Source organism: Janthinobacterium lividum, from assembly GCF_034424625.1.
GTDB lineage: Bacteria > Pseudomonadota > Gammaproteobacteria > Burkholderiales > Burkholderiaceae_D > Janthinobacterium > Janthinobacterium lividum.
In genome coordinates this window covers 654,073-673,431 of sequence record NZ_CP139976.1, presented here as the reverse complement: position 1 = coordinate 673,431, position 19,359 = coordinate 654,073, and the positions used below count along the sequence as shown (strand labels likewise).

Here is a 19,359-nt window from a genome sequence, read left to right as displayed (position 1 = left end):
CCCGCTTTTCTGCACCTTGTGCAGGCCACCATCCAAGGTCTTCCATGTCTCTGCTCCGCCGCCTCTCCATCCAGAAAAAACTCCTGTTCAGCATGGGCTTGTGCCTGCTGCTCTTCATGGCGATCTCGTCCTTCCTCAGCGTGCGCATGAGCAGCGACTACGTGCGCGAGCGCGTCGTCAGCCAGGAATTGCCGGCGCAAGTGGGCGAGATCCGCAACGACGTGCTGCGCCAGATCAGCCAGCCGCTGTCCGTGGTGCAGACCATGGCCAACGATGTCTACCTGCAAGACTGGGAAGACGCAGGCTTGCCCGACAGCGGCATCGCCACCTTCCAGCGCTACGCCAGCGTGGTCAAGGAAAAGAACAAGGCGGCCTCGATCAACTGGGCTTCCGCCAGCACGGGCAAATACTTCACCACGGACGGCTTGCTGCGCACCTTGGACAAGAACCAGGCGGCCGACCAGTGGTTTTATGGCTTGCTGGCCGGCGACAAGGCCTATACGCTCGACATCGACAAGGCGGAAAACTCCAGCGACCTGATGTTGTACCTGAATGCGCGTGGCCAGACGGCGGGCGGCAAGCAGATCGCGGCCGGACTGGGCCTGTCCATCAATGCGCTGGCCGACACTATCCGCAGCTACAAGATCGGCCAGACGGGCCATGTCTACCTGGCGCGCGCCAACGGCGTGCTGCTGGTGCACCGTGACACGGCCCTGGCCGATGGCAAGCATCAACTCAAGGATTTACCGGGCTTTAGCGATACCCTGAGCCAGAGCCTGTTGACGGGCAACAAGTACGCGTACGCCATCTATGACGCGCCCGCGGGACGCCAGTTCGTCGCCGCTTCCTTCGTGCCGGAATTGAATCTGTATGTGATGGCTGAAGTACCGGAAGCGGAAGTGCTGGGCAATGTGACGCGATCGGCCCTGATCGCCGCCCTGATCGCCGGCCTGGTCGGTGGCGGCATCGCCCTGCTCATCATTTATGTCATCAGCCGCGCCATCGCCGCCCCCGTCGCGCGGGCGGCCGACATGCTCAGCGAGATCGCCAGCGGGAATGGCGACCTGAGCCGCCGCATGCCTGTCGAATCGGAAGACGAGGTCGGTGCGCTGGCCGCCGCCTTCAACCGCTTCGTCGCATCGCTGAATGTGACGATACGCGAAGTTCGCGACAGTACCGGGGCCATTGCCAGCGCATCGAGCCAGATCGCGTCGGGCAACCTGGACCTGTCGGCGCGCACGGAAGCCCAGGCGTCGAGCCTGGAAGAAACAGCGGCAGCCATGGAAGAACTGACGTCGACGGTGAAACAGAACGCGGACAATGCGCGCCAGGCCAATCAGCTGGTGGTGTCGGCTTCAAGCCACGCCGTCAAGGGCGGCGAAGTGGTCGGGCAAGTCGTGCAGACGATGGGCGCGATTACGGAAAGTTCACGCAAGATCGCCGACATTATCGGCGTGATCGACGGCATTGCCTTTCAAACCAATATCCTGGCGCTGAATGCGGCGGTCGAGGCGGCCCGCGCGGGTGAACAGGGCCGCGGCTTTGCCGTGGTGGCGACTGAGGTGCGCAACCTGGCGCAGAGGTCAAGCCAGGCGGCCAAGGAAATCAAGGACTTGATCGTCGACTCGGGCAGCAAGGTGGAAGCGGGCAGCAAGCTGGTCGACTCGGCCGGCGCCACCATGCAGGACATCGTCGTCTCCGTCCAGAGAGTCGCCGACCTGATGGGCGAAATCGCCTCGGCCAGCCAGGAGCAAAGCCAGGGCATCGCGCAGGTCAATGCCACTGTCACGCAGATGGATGACGCCACCCAGCAAAACGCGGCCCTGGTGGAAGAAGCGGCGGCAGCAGCCCAATCCCTGCAGGATCAGGCTGGGCGGCTGGCGCAGGTGGTCAGCGTCTTCAAGCTGGAAGAAAGCGGGCATGTGGCACCGCAGTCGCCGGCGCACAAGCCCATGCTGCCCACGCCGTCCCGCCCGAAAGTGCCGGCCAGCGATGCGTGGGAAGAGTTTTAAGGAAATTACAGGGCAGGTGACTTCACGCTCGCCGCTTGCTTGAAGAAATCATAAATGCCGCTTTCGCTCATGCGGCGGGCATTTGCCAGTTCGCCGCCCTTGGTGGCGTACAGCACCTGGTTGTTGTCGCTCGATACGAGCACGGCAGCGGGGATGCCTTTCTTGAGCGGATTGCCATAGGCTTGCGCCACATCGAGGTTATGGTCGAAGTTACCCACGTCGACCTTGACGACCTTGAACTGCTGTTGCATCAACTCGGCGTTCTTGCCTTCCTTCAAAGCCCTGTCGAGCGCGCGGCAATCCTCGCACCAGTTCGCGCCAAAGATCAGCAAGACAGGTACGTGCGCCGTCTTGGCCTCGGCCAGCGCGCGCGCCACGTCGGCCTTGGCGTCGGCCGCCGCGTTGTACGGCAAATGCGGCGTGGCGACAGGGTTGCCCGGTGTGGGGGCGGCGGCAACGGCGGTGCCGGCAAGCAGCAGGCTGGCAAGGAAAAGGGAAACGCGCATGCGGGGCTCCTGAGAGAAATCGTAAGGCCAGCTGAACAACTGCCAGCGGGCGTGATTGTCTAGAATATGCCTGCTTGTAGGAAATATCCACCATTTAATTGCAGTGTGCTTATGCGGAAAACGTATAAGCACCGCCAAGGAGAAGCCGCTTGAGCACGCCAGATACCCTGCCCCCGATTTTGTCCGGCGCCGCGCGCATGCTGCGCAGCGCCTATCCCGGCGGCATGCCAGACACGGCGTATTTCGCCGTGCTGGCCCTGCTGTATGACCACTTTTCCGACCGCAACCTGGCCGAGCTGATGGCCGCCGTCACGCACAAGGATGCTGAGACGGTCCTCAATGACATCTATGCCTGCGCCAGCAGCCAGCCGGAGCCGTCCAGCGTCGAGGCCGCCAAGAACTTGCTGGCGCAGCATGGCTTGCAGGCCGTCTGCGCCGAGGATTAATGCCCGCAGGCAGCGAAATGGAACGCATGGGATAATATGGGGCTCACACTGAGCAACGCGGCCCGAACGCGCCCTCCCTCATGACGACTTCTTTCCTGGCACGCTGGCTGCCGCAACCGAACAACGGCAGCCGCCGCGAACAATTACGCGCCTGCGCGGGCGCCATCTGCGGCTTGCTGCTGACGGGCCTGATCTGCCATTTCCTGCTGGCCCCCGACAGCGCCAGCGTCTACCTGATCGCACCCATGGGCGCCTCGGCCGTCCTGCTGTTCTGCCTGCCGGCCAGCCCGCTGGCGCAACCGTGGTCCGTGGTGGGCGGCAATGTCGTCTCCGGCCTGGTCGGCATGGCCTGCGTGAAATGGCTGGGCCCCAGCGTGGGCGTGGCGGCGCTGGCCGCCTGCCTGGCCATCGGCGCCATGTTTGCCCTGCGCTGTTTGCATCCGCCGGGCGGCGCCGTGGCGCTGACCACGGTGGTTGGCGGCGCCAGCGTGCATGCGGCCGGCTTCGAATTCGTCTTCATCACCGTGCTGTTCAATTCCGCCGTGCTGGTCGCTTGCGCCGTGTTGTACAACAACCTGACGGGGCGTCGCTACCCGCACATCCAGCAACTGGTCGCGCCGCATCCGCACGACACCAAGGATGAGGTGCCCAGCAACCGCCTGGGCTTTTCGCCGGACGACCTCGATGCCGTGCTGCGCCAGCACAGCGAAGTGCTCGACATCAGCCGCGACGACTTGCAAGCCATCTTCCTGCAAACGGAAATGCGCGCCTACCAGCGCCGCTTCGGCGTCGTCACCTGCGCCGACATCATGTCGAAAGACGTGCTCAGCGTGGAATTCGGCACGCCGCTCGATGTTGCCTGGCGCACCATGCGCGAGCATCAGGTGGGCGCCCTGCCCGTGCTGAACCGGGCGCGCCGCGTCATCGGCATCATCACGCAGACGGATTTCCTGCGCCACGGCGGCCTCGACGATTATCAGGGCATGCGCCAGCGACTGCGCGGCCTGCTGCAGCGCAGCGGCTTGTCCCACAGCGACAAACCGGAAGTGGTGGGCCAGCTGATGACGCCGTCGCCGCACACGGCCCGCCTGGGCACGCCCATCATCGACCTCGTGCCCCTGATGGCCGATGCCGGCTACCATCACATTCCCATCCTCGACGATGAAGAGCGCCTGGCCGGCATCATCAGCCAGTCCGACCTGATGGCGGCCCTGTACGAAAGCCGCTTTGCCGAGGCGGTGGCATGACGCCATTCCAGGCACTGCTGGCCGGCCCCGATGGCGGCTCCGCCGGCACGGTCGTCAGCGCGCACTTCTTCGGCAGCCAGCTGGCCATCGATGCACCCGACTCCACTGTCGATGTGACGCAGCTGGTCGTCAGCGTGGGCGGTGTCGACGGACCGGAACTGTTCCTGAACTGGCTCGACGGACAAGGCCGGCAAGCCTCGCTCAAGCCGCTGACAGCGGACGACATCGCCACCGTCTTGCGCGAAGCGCCGGCCGCGCTGCAGCCGCAACTGCAGCGTTTGTGGGGCGAGCGCCAGCGCAACCGGCGGCAAGTATCGGGCTGGCTGGCCGGCTTGACGGGCGCGACCATCATCGCCGCCGCCCTGCTGTGGTGGCAGGGCGGCCATGCCGCCGGCGCGCTGGCGGGGTGGATCCCCTTGTCGACGGAAAAGCAGCTGGGCGAACTGGCCCTGGCACAAGTGCGCGCACAGGGCGGCATCAGCGAAAGCGGCGTGGCGCAGCAGACGGTGCAGGAGATCGGCCGCAAGCTGACGGCCGGTTCGCGCTACCAGTACCGCTGGCTGGTCAAGCAGGACGACACGGTCAACGCGTTTGCCATGCCGGGCGGCATCATCGTCGTGCATACGGGCTTGCTGCGCCAGGCAGCCGACCCGGGCGAACTGGCCGGCGTGCTGGCGCATGAAGTGCAGCATGTGGAGCAACGCCATTCGCTGCGGCAAATGATCAGCAGCCTGGGCTGGGGCGCCCTGGTGGGCGTGACCATCGGCGACATCAGCGCCGTGGCCGCCATGCTGGCGCACCAGGCCGGCACCCTGTATTTCAGCCGCGACATGGAGGAAGAGGCGGACCGCCTGGGTTTGCTTGCCTTGCAGCGCGCACAGATCCGTCCCGACGGCATGCTGCGCTTTTTCCAGAAGCTCGACGACAAGGACAAGGCCAGCGTGCCGGGATGGATTTCCTCTCACCCGCAGACGGCGGCGCGCGCGCAGCAGATCCGCAGCCTGATCGCCGCCACGCCCTGCCCCGCCTGCGTCCCCTTGAACAGCCAGCACTGGCAGGCGATGAAAGCCGTGGTCGCGCCAGCGGACAAATAGCAACATTCCTCCCCAATAATTTGTCCAAACGCAATGGGCAATCGCGTATGCTTACGCCCCGGCTGTTCCATCGCGACCGGCCACCCCGACCTCGCTACGCCTCCGTTCATTCTCCTTCCTTACAAAGGACATCGCGCATGAAGCATCGTATTGCCGCCGGCACCCTCGGCACCCTGGCCATCTCCCTGTTGCTCGCCCATGCGCCCTTGGCGCAAGCGGCCCAGCCCGCTACCAAAACCGTCGCCGTCAGCGCGCCGCAAGCCAAGCAGCGATTGCAGGTCGTGGCCGATCAGTACTACGATGCGCTGGCCCGTTTCGAGCCGATCAATGCCACCGAGAGCGGCGACAACCGTTTTGACGACCAGCTCGGTTCAGCCATCGTGCCCGCCGCGCGCGCAAAACAGTTCGCGCTGTACCGCCAGTACCAGAAGACCCTGCGCAGCATTGCCCGCGCACAGCTGTCGCACCAGGACCAGATCAACTACGATATCCTCGACTATGAACTGGCGACAGCACTGAGCTTCGAGCGCTTCCCCGAATACCTGCTGCCCTTGAACCAGATGGACAGCATGCCCGTCACCCTGGCCAACTATGCGGGCGGCGAGGCATCGCAGCCTTTGACCACGGTCAAGGAGTATGACGCTTACCTGAGCCGTATTGGCCAGTTGCCGGGCTGGATAGACCAGGCCATCGCCAACATGAAAGTCGGCATGCAAAAGGGCATCGTGCTGCCAAAGGCGCTGACGGAGTCGGCCCTGCCGCAATTCAAGAAGCTCGTCAGCGCCACGCCGCAGGACAGCGTCTATTACACGCCGATCAAGAACTTGCCGGCCAGCTTTTCCGACGCGGACAAGGCGCGCCTGACGCAAACCTACACCGTCATCATCGGGGCCAAGCTGATGCCCGCGCTGCAGCGCCTGGCCACCTTCATGGAACGCGATTACCTGCCGGCCGGCCGCGCGAGCAGCGGCTGGAGCGCCCTGCCCGATGGTGCTGCCTGGTACCAGGCACGCGTGGCCAGCAGCACCACCACGGATTTGAAGCCGGAGCAGATCCACGCCATCGGCTTGAAGGAAGTGGCGCGCATCCAGGAACAATACGCGATCGTGGGCCCGAAGATGGGCTACAACGGACCGGCCGCCGGCTTGCCAGTGTGGGTGTCGGAACAGGCAAAATACCGCCCGTTCAAGACGGAACAGGAAGTGCTCGACGTCTACCGCAAGCTGAACGTGCTGCTCGACAGCAAATTGCCCGCCCTGTTCACCCTGGTGCCGAAGGCGCCGCTGGACTTGCGCCTGGAGCCTGAACTGAGCCGCGACACGGCCGCCGACCACTACACGGCGCCGGCCGCCGACGGTTCGCGCCCCGGCGTGTTCTGGTCCGTCGTCACCGATCCGAAACTGTATGGCGACACGGGCATGACCACCTTGTTCCTGCACGAAGGCAAGCCTGGCCACCATTTCCACCTGGCGCTGGTACAAGAGATGGACTTGCCGAACTTCCGCCGTTTTGGCGGCAACAATGCCTTCACGGAAGGCTGGGCCCTGTATGCGGAAACCCTGGGCAAGGAAATGGGCCTGTTCGAGGATCCGGCCCAGTATTTCGGCCATTTGAACGACGAGATGCTGCGCGCCGTGCGTCTGGTGGTGGACACGGGCTTGCACACCAAGGGCTGGACGCGCGAACAGACGATCAAGTACATGCGCGACACCCTCGGCTATGACGCCGTGGCGAAAAGCGAGACGGAGCGCTACATGGCGTGGCCGGGCCAGGCCCTGGGCTACAAGATCGGTTCGCTGAAGATCGTCGAACTGCGCCAGCGCGCGCAGCAAGCGCTGGGAGACAAATTCAGCCTGCCGAAGTTCCACGAAGTGGTACTCGGCGACGGCACCCTGCCTTTGAAACTGCTGGAAGCCAAGGTCGACCGGTGGATCGCGCAGCAGAAGTAAGCGACCGCACCTGAAAGCAAAACGGCAGCCCTTGACGGGGTTGCCGTTTTTTTTCGCCTGAACGTTTGATATTACACCAGCAGCGCGGCACTCATCGAGCGCACTTCCTCGGCCGATTCGGCCAGGATGCTTTGCAGGGTCTCGTTGTCGATAATGAAATCGATGACGGAATCGGATGGGGTGAGCATTTCCACGTACGTCACCTGCAAGGGCGATGGCACGGGCGACAGTTGCTTGGCCAACAACAAGGTATCGAGCAGGGAATCGGGAGGGATCGATAGCAAGCCATCGCGCAAGCCTTCGATGGCCTCGCTGACGGCCGCCGGGATCAGCAGCTTCTTCATGACTTCGCGGGAAATGATCTCTTCGGCGGACTCCATCCAGTGATCCGCATCGTCATCGAGCAGCCCGGGGAATTCATCGGCACGCGACAGCAGGTAAAAACCGCCCACCTCATGCACGATGCCGGCGAACAGCGCCGTGTCGGCATCGACGTGCGTCACGCGGCGGGCCAGCACGTGCGCCAGCGCCGCCACGTGGGCCGTGTGCTCCCACAGCTGCGTCGCCTTCTGGCGCAGGATGGGGTCGATGATCTTGCTGCCGAACTGGCGCACCACCATGGCCGCCACCAGCGCGTACAGATTGCGGTAGCCCATGCGCATGACGGCGGCGCGCACGCTGGTCACGGGCGCCGCATCGCCGCGGCTGTACACGGCCGAGTTGGCCAACGCGACCGTGCGCGCCGCCAGCAAGGGCTCGGCCAGTACCAGTTTGATGGCATGGTCGATATGGCAATCCGGTTCAGCCAGGGCCAATTGCAATTGCAGTGCGGAATTAACACTTGTGGGAAATGTTAATTCACCGCGCACCGCCTGGGAAACAATTAAACCGAAAGCCTGTAGTTTATTCATCATACGATCAATCCACCTCAGATATTTTCCTGGCCAACAATGTCATGCATTAAAAATTGAATGCCAGGCCCGGCCTTTAAAATACAGATGGCATGTCATTCGTCTGCATTGAGGAATCTGGCAAAGCCAGCGCTTGCAATAGCGATTCATCGCCGATGACAAACAACTTCGGCTGCTGTAATACCTGCAGCAGAAATGGCTGGCCTTCACGCAGGCGTCGGCGATAATCGGCCAGCGTATATAAGTTGGGATTGATTTTACGCCTTAAGGTTCGCTCGGCCGGGGCCAATCCCGTCAACAGATCGCCATAATTGGCTTCTTCGCCCACCAGCAGCAAATCGATGGCGCTGCCAGGCATGTCCTGTCCCTTCGCCGTGGCGCCAGACACGAAGGCCAGGTGCAGCTGGGTACGCAAGGGCGCCAGCGTCATGCTGAGCACGCCGACGATGCCGAAGGTTTTCTGCACCAGTCCGCTCAACTCCGGATACACGAGACTTTCCTTGTTGGGCCAAAAGCGCCGCACATTACCGATCCGCTCCGACGTGATCAGCCCGGACTCATGCAGCCGGCGCAGTTCCCGCTGCGCCGATGCACTGCCCAATCCCGTCAAGCGCATGATCTCGTTCAAGTGAAAGCCTTCATTCACGCGGACAAAGAGCAGTCCCAGCAATTTCTGCTGGGCGGGAGTAAACAGGGCTTGGGCAATCATGTGCCAAATCTTAGCATGAATAAACTGGAAACTGGCGTGGCAGGGCTAATCGCAGGCGGTGGCGCAACAGTGCGCCGCCACGCCGTCTCCGGCCGGCCGCGCCGGCACGCGCCGCGCCACGGCGCCAGCTTGCGACGGCCCCGCCTCGGCAGAAAAGCGGGCGGCACCAGGCAAGCTTGTGAGCGCTCACTACGATGACGGCTTCCAACCGCAACTTTCCGCGCCTCGCCTCGCCACGCAGCGGCAACCGCGGCAACTCGATAAAACGCCGGGCAATGCCACCCGATAAACCGCCAGGATCAATGCCTGTATTTGCCATGTCCGTGCAACAGATTATTGAATGCTCCGTTCTTCAATAATGCCATTCAATAGCCCGCCTTAATAAAACAGGAAACCCGTTCCATTCAATTGATTAACACTTGCATGATTCAAATTGGCCAGCTTTTCATTGAATGCCCGATACCGGACAAATCGGCGCATGAAGGAAATACGGGCATAAAAAAACGGCACCAGGAATTTCTCCCAGGTACCGTGATTATTAATTGCCGAGGTAGCCGATTCCCCTTTAGCAGCGTGGCAACTGACGCTCTTCACTTTCCCACGCTGCTAGCTCTTTGCGTATTCGGTGCAATTTACCGGTGCAAATTACGGCAGCGCGCATAAAAAAACGGCACCCGCAGGTGCCGTTCTTGTCAGCTAGCAGCGTAGATTACGCTTCGTCGCCGTGGTGTTGCTGGGTTTCGATGTCCTGCAGCGCTTCGGCAGCTTCGCCAGCCATCGAGGCCTTCTCGGCCAGCAGCAGTGCTTGACGCTCTTCCACTTCCCACGCTTCTTTCTCTTTGCGTGCGCGGTGGAAGGCCAGGCCCGTACCGCCAGGAATCAGGCGGCCGACGATGACGTTCTCTTTCAGGCCGCGCAGACCATCGCGCTTGCCCATGATCGCCGCTTCGGTCAGCACGCGGGTGGTTTCCTGGAACGATGCGGCCGAGATGAACGAATCGGTCGACAGCGATGCCTTGGTAATACCCAACAAGACGTTTTCGTAGGTCGCTGGAATCTTGTTCTCAACGGCCATGCGATCGTTCTCGTCCAGCAGTTCCGAACGCTCAACCTGCTCGCCAACGATGTAGTTGGTGTCGCCCGCATTGACGATCTGAACACGGCGCAACATCTGACGCACGATCACTTCGATGTGCTTGTCATTGATCTTCACGCCTTGCAGACGGTACACGTCTTGCACTTCGTCAACGATGTAACGTGCCAGCGCTTCGATACCCAGCAGGCGCAGGATGTCTTGCGGATCGGCCGGGCCGTCCACGATCATCTCGCCCTTGTTCACGACTTGGCCGTCATGCACCAGCACTTGTTTGTCCTTGGTGATCAAGAACTCATGCTTGTTGCCGTCCATGTCCGTGATTTCCAGACGCTGCTTGCCCTTGGTTTCTTTACCGAACGCAACCGTACCCGTGACTTCCGCCAGCATACCGGCATCTTTCGGCGAGCGCGCTTCGAACAGTTCCGCAACGCGTGGCAGACCACCGGTAATATCGCGCGTTTTTTGCGATTCGGTAGGAATACGTGCCAGCACTTCACCAACCGATACCTGTTGACCGTCCTTGACCATGATCAGCGCGCCGACCTGGAAGCCGATCGCCACCGAGTGTTCGGTGCCGGCGATCTTGACTTCTTCGTTCGCGTCGTTGATCAGCTTGACTTGCGGACGCAACGTTTTCGTCAACGAACCGCGACGTTTCGCATCGATCGCCACCAGGGTGGACAGACCGGTCACTTCGTCGACTTGACGGGCTACGGTGACGCCTTCCTCGACGTTCTCGAAACGCACTTGACCGGCGTATTCGGTAATGATCGGACGGGTCAGCGGATCCCACGTTGCCAGGGCCGTACCGGCCTTGATGACCATGCCGTCCTTGACGATCAGGGTCGCACCGTACGGTACTTTATGACGCTCACGCTCACGGCCATGGTCGTCGGTAATCAGCACTTCGCCGGAACGGGAAATGACGATTTGCGCGCCCTTGCCGTTCGTCACGTAACGCATGGTTGCCGTGAAGCGGATGGTACCGTTCGACTTGGCTTCCACCGACGATGCCACTGCTGCACGCGATGCCGCACCACCAATGTGGAACGTACGCATGGTCAGCTGGGTACCAGGCTCACCAATCGACTGCGCTGCCACCACACCGACGGCTTCGCCGGCGTTGACCAGCATGCCGCGGCCCAGATCGCGGCCATAGCACTTGGCGCACAGGCCGAAGCGCGTGTCGCAAGTCAGTGGCGTGCGAACCTTGACTTCATCGATGGACAGACGCTCGATCTCTTCGACCATGTCTTCGTCCATCAGCGTGCCGGCTTCGTACAGCGTTTCCTGGGTTTCAGGATTGACGACGTCATGCACCACCACGCGGCCAAGGATACGGTCACGCAACGGTTCGATGACTTCACCACCTTCGACCAGTGCCTTCATCACGGCGCCGTTCATGGTGCCGCAATCGTCCTCGATCACCACCAAGTCTTGCGTCACGTCAACCAGACGACGCGTCAGGTAACCGGAGTTAGCCGTTTTCAGCGCCGTATCGGCCAGACCTTTACGAGCGCCGTGGGTCGAAATGAAGTACTGCAAAACGTTCAGACCTTCGCGGAAGTTCGCGGTAATCGGCGTTTCAATAATCGAGCCATCCGGTTTGGCCATCAGACCACGCATACCGGCCAACTGGCGAATCTGGGCTGCGGAACCGCGCGCGCCGGAGTCGGCCATCATGTAAATGGCGTTGAACGATTCTTGCGTCGACTTGGTGCCGTCGCGGCGGATCACGTCTTCGACTTTGAGCTGGTCCATCATGGCCTTGCCGACTTCATCCGAGGTCTTGCCCCAGATATCGACTACCTTGTTGTAACGCTCGCCGGCGGTCACGAGACCCGAGGCGTATTGCTGTTCGATCTGCTTGACTTCCGACTCGGCCGTCGCGATCAGCGTGACTTTTTGAGGCGGTACCAGCATGTCGTCGACGCAGATCGAGATACCGGCGCGTGTCGCCAGGCGGAAGCCCGATTGCATCAGTTTGTCTGCGAACACCACGGTGGCGCGCAGGCCGCACTTGCGGAACGACGTGTTGATCAGCTTGGAAATTTCTTTCTTTTTCAGCGCGCGGTTCAGAACGGAGAACGGCAAGCCTTTAGGCAGAATTTCCGACAGGATCGCACGGCCGATCGTCGTTTCGTAGCGGGTAACCGTTTTCTCGAATTCGCCCGTTTCGGCGTTTTTCGGGTATTCGGTAATACGCACGGTGACGCGGGTCGTCAGTTCGACTTCCTTGTTGTCGTAGGCGCGGATCACTTCCGACACGTCAGGGAACATCATCCCTTCGTTCTTCGCATTGATCGCTTCGCGGGTCGCGTAGTACAGACCCAGCACGATATCCTGGGAAGGAACGATCGATGGTTCGCCGTTCGATGGGAACAGGATGTTGTTCGATGCCAGCATCAGGGTGCGTGCTTCCATCTGCGCTTCGATCGACAGAGGAACGTGGACCGCCATTTGGTCACCGTCAAAGTCGGCGTTGAATGCGGCGCAGACGAGCGGGTGCAGCTGGATGGCCTTGCCTTCAATCAGGACTGGCTCGAACGCCTGGATACCCAGGCGGTGCAGCGTAGGTGCGCGGTTCAACATGATCGGATGTTCACGGATCACGTCTTCCAGGATGTCCCACACGACCGGCTCTTGGATCTCGACCAGCTTTTTCGCGGCCTTGATCGTGGTAGCCAGACCCATCAGTTCCAGTTTATTGAAAATGAATGGCTTGAACAGTTCCAGCGCCATCAGTTTCGGCAAGCCGCACTGATGCAGTTTCAATTGCGGGCCCACGACGATGACCGAACGACCGGAGTAATCGACGCGTTTGCCCAGCAAGTTTTGACGGAAACGGCCGCCCTTGCCCTTGATCATCTCTGCCAGCGATTTCAGCGGACGCTTGTTGGCGCCGGTCATCGCTTTGCCGCGACGGCCGTTGTCCAGCAGCGAATCGACCGCTTCTTGCAGCATGCGCTTTTCGTTGCGCGTGATGATCTCTGGAGCACGCAGCTCCATCAGGCGTTTCAGACGGTTGTTACGGTTGATGACGCGGCGATACAGATCGTTCAGATCCGAGGTCGCGAAACGGCCGCCATCCAGCGGTACCAGCGGACGCAGTTCCGGCGGCAGCACTGGCAGCACTTCCATGATCATCCAGTCAGGCTTGATGCCCGAACGTTGGAACGCTTCCAGCACTTTCAGGCGCTTCGCGTATTTCTTGATCTTGGCTTCGGATTTCGATTCCTTCAGTTCCACGCGCAGGGTTTCGGCATCGCGGTGGATGTCGATCGAGCGCAGCAGTTCACGGATACCTTCGGCGCCCATGAAGGCGGTGAAGTCGTCGCCGTACTCTTCGTACTTGGCGGCGTAGTCGTCTTCCGACATGATCTGGCACTTCTTCAGCGGGGTCATGCCTGGATCGGTCACGACGTATGCTTCAAAGTACAGCACGCGTTCGATGTCCCGCAGGGTCATGTCCAGGACCATGCCCAGACGCGACGGCAGCGACTTCAGGAACCAGATGTGGGCGGTCGGCGAGGCCAGCTCGATGTGGCCCATGCGCTCGCGGCGCACCTTGGCCAGCGTGACTTCGACGCCGCACTTTTCGCAGATCACGCCGCGATGCTTCAGGCGCTTGTACTTGCCGCACAGGCATTCGTAATCCTTGATCGGGCCAAAGATCTTGGCGCAGAACAGGCCGTCGCGCTCAGGCTTGAAGGTACGGTAGTTGATGGTTTCCGGCTTCTTGACTTCGCCGTAGGACCACGAACGGATTTTCTCAGGCGAAGCGAGACCGATCTTGATTGCATCGAAGGTCTCGTTGGTCTGTACTTGCTTGAATAGATCGAGCAGTGCTTTCATGTATCACTCCAGAGGTGATTAAATTTCTATATTCCTGAGACTACATTGCCCGGCGTGGTTTCCCAGCCGGGCTTTGTGTTTCCCAAACCAAATGACGCTTATTGGGTCAATAAGCCTGTCGTTTAGTTGCGTTCGAGGTCGATATCGATACCCAGCGAACGGATTTCCTTGACCAGCACATTGAACGATTCCGGCATGCCGGCGTCGATCACGTGGTCGCCCTTAACGAGGTTCTCGTACACTTTGGTACGGCCATTCACGTCATCGGACTTGACGGTCAACATCTCTTGCAAGACATACGACGCGCCATACGCTTCCAGTGCCCAGACTTCCATCTCACCGAAACGCTGACCACCGAACTGGGCTTTACCGCCCAGTGGCTGTTGCGTCACCAGCGAGTAAGGACCGGTCGAACGCGCATGCATCTTGTCATCCACCAAGTGATGCAGTTTCAGCATGTGCATGACGCCGACAGTAACCTTGCGTTCGAACGCTTCACCGGTGCGACCGTCATACATGGTCACCTGGTTTTTCGAAGCGGTCATGCCCAGGTTCTTGGCGATGTCGTCCGGATACGCCAGGTCCAGCATGCGGCGAATCTCTTCTTCATTGGCGCCGTCGAACACTGGCGTGGCGAATGGAACACCTTTTTTCAGGTTTTCCGCCAGCTTCATGATCTCTTCGTCGTCGAAGTCGTTCAGCTCTTCGGCACGGCCGTTGTCGTTGTAGATCGTCGTCAGGTACTTGCGCACTTGCTCGACCTTGGTTTGCGCCTTCAGCATTTCGCCGATGCGGATACCCAGACCCTTGGCAGCCCAGCCCAAGTGAGTCTCGAGAATCTGACCAACGTTCATCCGCGAAGGAACGCCCAGCGGGTTCAGCACAACGTCGGCTGGCGTGCCGTCGGCCATGTATGGCATGTCTTCCACAGGAACAATACGGGAAACCACACCCTTGTTACCGTGGCGACCTGCCATCTTGTCGCCCGACTGCAGGCGGCGTTTCACGGCCAGGTACACCTTGACCATTTTTTGCACGCCTGGTTGCAGCTCATCGCCTTGCGTCAGTTTCTTGCGCTTCTCTTCGAAGGCCAGATCGAACTGGTGACGCTTCTCGTTGATCGATTCCTTGATCGCTTCCAGCGCTACCGCTGCATCGTCGTCCGCAGGGCGGATGTCGAACCAGTGGTATTTGTCCAGATCGGCCAGGTAATCCTTGGTGATCTTGGCGCCTTTGGCCAGCTTTTTAGGGCCGCCGTTGACAACTTTGCCGATCAGCATTTTTTCCAGACGCTGGAAGGCATCGCCTTCAACGATACGCATCTGGTCATTCAAATCCAGACGGAAGCGTTTCAGTTCGTCATCGATAATTTGCTGGGCACGCTTGTCGCGCACGATGCCTTCACGGGTGAAGACTTGCACGTCGATCACGGTACCGATCATGCCCGAAGGCACGCGCAGCGACGTATCTTTCACGTCCGAGGCTTTTTCGCCGAAAATCGCGCGCAGCAGCTTCTCTTCCGGGGTCAGCTGGGTTTCACCTTTTGGCGTCACTTTACCAACCAGGGTATCGCCGGCTTGTACTTCAGCGCCGATGTAGACGATACCGGACTCATCCAGACGTGCCAGCTGATTTTCAGCCAGGTTCGAGATGTCGCGCGTAATTTCTTCCGCGCCCAGTTTCGTGTCACGGGCAACAACCGACAACTCTTCGATGTGAATCGAGGTGTAGCGGTCGTCCTTGACGACGTTTTCCGAGATCAGGATCGAATCTTCGAAGTTCAGACCATTCCATGGCATGAAGGCCACGGTCATGTTCTGGCCCAGAGCCAATTCACCCAGGTCGGTCGATGCGCCGTCGGCGATCACGTCGCGCTTGGCAACACGGTCGCCCACTTGCACGATAGGACGCTGGTTGATGTTGGTGTTCTGGTTCGAACGGGTGTACTTGATCAGGTTGTAGATGTCGACGCCCACTTCACCAGCGGTAGCTTCGTCATCGTTGACGCGAATCACGACACGGCCCGCATCGATGTAATCGACGATACCGCCACGCAGCGCTTGCACGGTGGTGCCCGAGTCGACCGCAACAGTGCGTTCGATACCGGTACCGACCAGCGCTTTTTCCGGACGCAAGCAAGGCACAGCCTGGCGTTGCATGTTGGCGCCCATCAATGCACGGTTTGCATCATCGTGTTCGAGGAACGGAATCAGCGAGGCAGCGACGGAAACGATCTGGCCTGGCGCCACGTCCATGTACTGGATGCGCTCCGGGGAGACCAGGATGGTTTCGCCGGCTTCACGGGCCGAGACCAGTTCATCGGACAGCATGCCTTCGTCGTTGATGGTCGCATTCGCCTGAGCGATGATGTAGCGGCCTTCTTCGATGGCGGACAGGTAGTCGATCTGATCGGTAATCTTGGAGCCTTCGACCTTGCGGTACGGGGTTTCCAGGAAGCCGTATTCATTCAGGCGGGCATACAGAGCCAGCGAGTTGATCAGACCAATGTTCGGACCTTCCGGTGTCTCGATCGGGCAGACGCGGCCGTAGTGGGTCGGATGCACGTCGCGCACTTCAAAGCCGGCGCGTTCGCGTGTCAGACCGCCGGGTCCCAGAGCCGATACGCGGCGCTTGTGGGTAATTTCCGACAGAGGATTGGTTTGGTCCATGAACTGCGACAGCTGGGACGAACCGAAGAACTCGCGAATCGCGGCCGAAATCGGCTTCGAGTTGATCAGGTCGTGCGGCATCAGGTTGTCCGCTTCGGCTTGGCCGAGGCGTTCCTTGACGGCGCGCTCAACACGCACCAGGCCGGCGCGGAATTGATTCTCGGCCAGTTCGCCCACGCAACGTACGCGACGGTTACCCAGGTGATCGATATCGTCGACTTCGCCGCGGCCATTGCGCAGTTCCACCAGGATCTTGATCACGGCCAGCACGTCTTCGTTCGACAGGGTCATGGCGCCGGTCAGTTCATCGCGGCCAATGCGGCGGTTGAACTTCATGCGGCCCACGGCCGACAGGTCGTAGCGGTCCGAGTTGTAGAACAGGCCATTGAACAGCGCTTCAACGGAATCTTCCGTTGGCGGTTCGCCTGGACGCATCATGCGGTAGATCGCCACTTTCGCAGCCATCTGATCGGCGGTGTCGTCGATACGCAGGGTTTGCGAGATGTAGGCGCCCTGATCCAGGTCGTTCGTGTACAAGGTCTGGATTTCGGAAATGTTGGCATCGCGCAGGCGGCCCAACAGATCTTCGGTCAGCTCATCGTTCGCGGAAGCGACGACTTCACCGGTATCGCCATCGACGATGTTCTTCGCCAATACGCGGCCCAGCAGGTAGTCTTCCGGTACGGAAATGTGCTTGATGCCGGCAGCTTCGATATCACGCACGTGTTTCGCGTTGATACGCTTGTCTTTCAGCACCAGGGTCTTGCCCGACTTGTCGACGATGTCGAAACGCGCCACTTCGCCGCGCAGACGCTCGGAAACGAATTCCATTTCCGCGCCTTCGGAGCGCAAGTTGAAATTGTCGAAGACGAAGAAGTTCGCCAGGATTTGCTCATGCGACATGCCGATGGCTTTGAGCAGGATCGTCACTGGCATCTTGCGGCGGCGGTCGACGCGGAAGAACAGGATGTCTTTCGGGTCGAACTCGAAGTCCAGCCACGAACCGCGGTAAGGAATGATACGCGCGGAGAACAGCAGTTTGCCGGACGAGTGGGTCTTGCCGCGGTCGTGCTCGAAGAACACGCCAGGCGAACGGTGCAACTGGGAAACGATAACCCGCTCCGTGCCGTTGATCACGAACGAACCGGTGGTCGTCATGAGCGGCAATTCGCCCATGTAGACTTCCTGTTCCTTCATCTCTTTGACGACGGGCTTGGTTGGCGATTCCTTGTCCAGGATCACCAGGCGCACTTTCGCGCGCAGCGGCGACGCGAACGTCAGGCCACGTTGTTGACATTCTTTGACGTCGAAGGCAGGATCGCCCAGAACGTACGACAAGAATTCGAGGCGCGCAAAACCATTGTGCGACACGATAGGGAAAATCGAAGTGAAAGCCGACTGCAGGCCATCATTCTTGCGGCCGGACGGTGCTATGTCCTCTTGCAAGAAGCTATGATAAGACTCGAGCTGGGTCGCCAGCAGGAACGGAACGTGGTGAACGTTGGCGCGCTTCGCGAATGATTTGCGAATGCGTTTCTTCTCAGTAAATGAGTAGTGCATGGACACTCCGTGAGTGACAGAAAGGATAGAAAATTCAGGTTTTGCAAGTGTTCGTTTGCACCGCTGCGTGTGACACAGACGAAACCTCAAGGCTCTGCTTTCCGGCTTGAATCGAATAAAAACTGCTGCTACAACTACATGACAAATACGATGCAGACGACAAAGGAGCCAAAGTCGGATTTCCCCCCTTGCGAGGGGAAACCTCAGACTTTGACTCGGGCGCTAACTGCCGCCGGTACAGATATTACTTGATCGAAGCGGTTGCGCCGGCTTCTACCAGTTTCTTCTGTGCAGCTTCAGCGTCAGCTTTCGACACTGCTTCTTTCACAGTTTTTGGTGCGCCATCGACCAGGTCTTTAGCTTCTTTCAAGCCCAGGCCGGTGATTTCGCGAACTGCTTTAATAACGCCAACTTTGTTTGCGCCGAAGGTGTCAAGGATGACGTTGAATTCGGTTTGCTCTTCAGCAGCTGCTGCTGGGCCTGCTGCAGGACCGGCCGAAGCCATTGCTGCTGCGGACACGCCGAATTTTTCTTCGAATGCTTTAACCAGGTCGTTCAGGTCCATTACGGACATGGCGCTAACTGCTTCCAGGATATCGTCTTTGCTAATTGCCATTTTGAAACTCCTAAATTTATTACGTTAGTTACATCAGATTGGTACTGAGAGAAAAAAGCGCGCGCAATTAAGCGGCTGCTGGGGCTTCTTCTGCTGCTGCTTCTGCAGGAGCTTCGGCGCCTTCGCCTTTTTTCGCTGCCAGGGCAGCCAGACCACGTGCAAAGCCCGAAACCGGAGCCAGCATAACGCCCAACAACTGCGAAATGAGGACTTCACGGCTAGGAATGCTCGCCAACGCGGTGACAGCAGCTGTATCCAGCGGCTTGCCTGCGTAGTTACCTGCTTTGATGACCAGTTTGTCGTTGGTTTTAGCGAAGTCAGCGATGACTTTAGCTGCTGCAACGGCATCGGCCGAGATCGAGTAGATCAACGGGCCGGTCATGGCATCTGCCAGGCTGGCGAATGCGGTACCTTCAACGGAGCGACGAGCCAGAGTGTTTTTCAACACACGCAGGTACACGCCTTGGGCACGCGCTTTAGCACGCAGTTGCGTCAAGTGACCAACCTGGATGCCACGATATTCGGCCACGACGATCGTTTGCGCATTTGCTACTTGTGCGGAAACTTCGGCGACGACGGCCTTTTTGTCATTCAGATTGAGACTCACGGTCAACCTCCTTAAATGATGTTCGGCAATCACAACCGAGTGGTTGAGCGCCTTGCATCGGTTCGAACACGGCGTCCGAAGT

Annotated in this window: 12 protein-coding genes; 5 read left to right on the top strand and 7 right to left on the bottom strand. The window is 59.9% G+C overall.

The genetic code is table 11. The annotated features are described in order from the left end of the window. Nucleotides 1-44 precede the first annotated feature (44 nt). On the top strand, nucleotides 45-2,012 hold the full coding sequence (locus tag U0004_RS02945; protein ID WP_070259949.1) for a methyl-accepting chemotaxis protein: 1,968 nt from the start codon (nucleotides 45-47) through the stop codon (nucleotides 2,010-2,012). Between the two features lie 5 nt (nucleotides 2,013-2,017). On the opposite strand, the gene U0004_RS02940 is transcribed toward U0004_RS02945, so the two are convergent. Continuing rightward, complete coding sequence (locus tag U0004_RS02940; protein WP_071653750.1) at nucleotides 2,018-2,518, bottom strand: thioredoxin family protein; 501 nt, start codon at nucleotides 2,516-2,518, stop codon at nucleotides 2,018-2,020. Nucleotides 2,519-2,667: 149 nt separating this feature from the next. Here U0004_RS02940 and U0004_RS02935 point away from each other — a divergent pair, with 149 nt between their 5' ends. The 4 genes from U0004_RS02935 (at nucleotide 2,668) to U0004_RS02920 (ending at nucleotide 7,254) form a co-directional block, all read left to right on the top strand. After that, the gene (locus tag U0004_RS02935) at nucleotides 2,668-2,964 is read left to right on the top strand and encodes a DUF3349 domain-containing protein (protein ID WP_081345887.1); all 297 of its coding nucleotides are present in this window, start codon (nucleotides 2,668-2,670) and stop codon (nucleotides 2,962-2,964) included. Between the two features lie 80 nt (nucleotides 2,965-3,044). Next, nucleotides 3,045-4,211: an HPP family protein gene (locus U0004_RS02930; protein WP_034783256.1), complete on the top strand. Its 1,167-nt coding sequence runs from the start codon at nucleotides 3,045-3,047 to the stop codon at nucleotides 4,209-4,211. After that, nucleotides 4,208-5,305, top strand: coding sequence for a M48 family metallopeptidase (locus tag U0004_RS02925; RefSeq protein ID WP_070259950.1), 1,098 nt, complete (start codon nucleotides 4,208-4,210; stop codon nucleotides 5,303-5,305). Before U0004_RS02930 ends, U0004_RS02925 begins: the two co-directional genes overlap by 4 nt. 137 nt (nucleotides 5,306-5,442) lie before the next feature. Beyond that, nucleotides 5,443-7,254, top strand: coding sequence for a DUF885 domain-containing protein (locus U0004_RS02920; protein ID WP_070259952.1), 1,812 nt, complete (start codon nucleotides 5,443-5,445; stop codon nucleotides 7,252-7,254). A gap of 71 nt (nucleotides 7,255-7,325) precedes the next feature. Here U0004_RS02920 and U0004_RS02915 read toward each other — a convergent pair whose 3' ends face one another. From U0004_RS02915 to rplJ, 6 genes are all read right to left on the bottom strand, one after another. Continuing rightward, on the bottom strand, nucleotides 7,326-8,165 hold the full coding sequence (locus tag U0004_RS02915; RefSeq protein ID WP_070259968.1) for an HDOD domain-containing protein: 840 nt from the start codon (nucleotides 8,163-8,165) through the stop codon (nucleotides 7,326-7,328). 76 nt (nucleotides 8,166-8,241) lie between these two features. Beyond that, nucleotides 8,242-8,874, bottom strand: a complete 633-nt coding sequence (locus U0004_RS02910; protein WP_070259954.1) for a transcriptional regulator — start codon at nucleotides 8,872-8,874, stop codon at nucleotides 8,242-8,244. A gap of 709 nt (nucleotides 8,875-9,583) precedes the next feature. Continuing rightward, nucleotides 9,584-13,825 carry a DNA-directed RNA polymerase subunit beta' gene (gene rpoC / locus U0004_RS02905; protein ID WP_034753138.1) on the bottom strand — a complete coding sequence of 1,414 codons (4,242 nt, stop codon included), beginning with the start codon at nucleotides 13,823-13,825 and terminating at the stop codon, nucleotides 9,584-9,586. A 122-nt stretch (nucleotides 13,826-13,947) separates the two neighbouring features. Continuing rightward, nucleotides 13,948-18,054 carry a DNA-directed RNA polymerase subunit beta gene (rpoB, locus tag U0004_RS02900; protein WP_034783248.1) on the bottom strand — a complete coding sequence of 1,369 codons (4,107 nt, stop codon included), beginning with the start codon at nucleotides 18,052-18,054 and terminating at the stop codon, nucleotides 13,948-13,950. Nucleotides 18,055-18,298: 244 nt separating this feature from the next. Beyond that, nucleotides 18,299-18,670, bottom strand: coding sequence for a 50S ribosomal protein L7/L12 (gene rplL, locus U0004_RS02895; RefSeq protein ID WP_034753136.1), 372 nt, complete (start codon nucleotides 18,668-18,670; stop codon nucleotides 18,299-18,301). Between the two features lie 67 nt (nucleotides 18,671-18,737). Beyond that, a complete protein-coding gene (gene rplJ / locus U0004_RS02890) occupies nucleotides 18,738-19,277 on the bottom strand; it encodes a 50S ribosomal protein L10 (RefSeq protein WP_034753621.1) in 540 nt (179 codons plus the stop codon). Nucleotides 19,278-19,359: the final 82 nt, after the last annotated feature.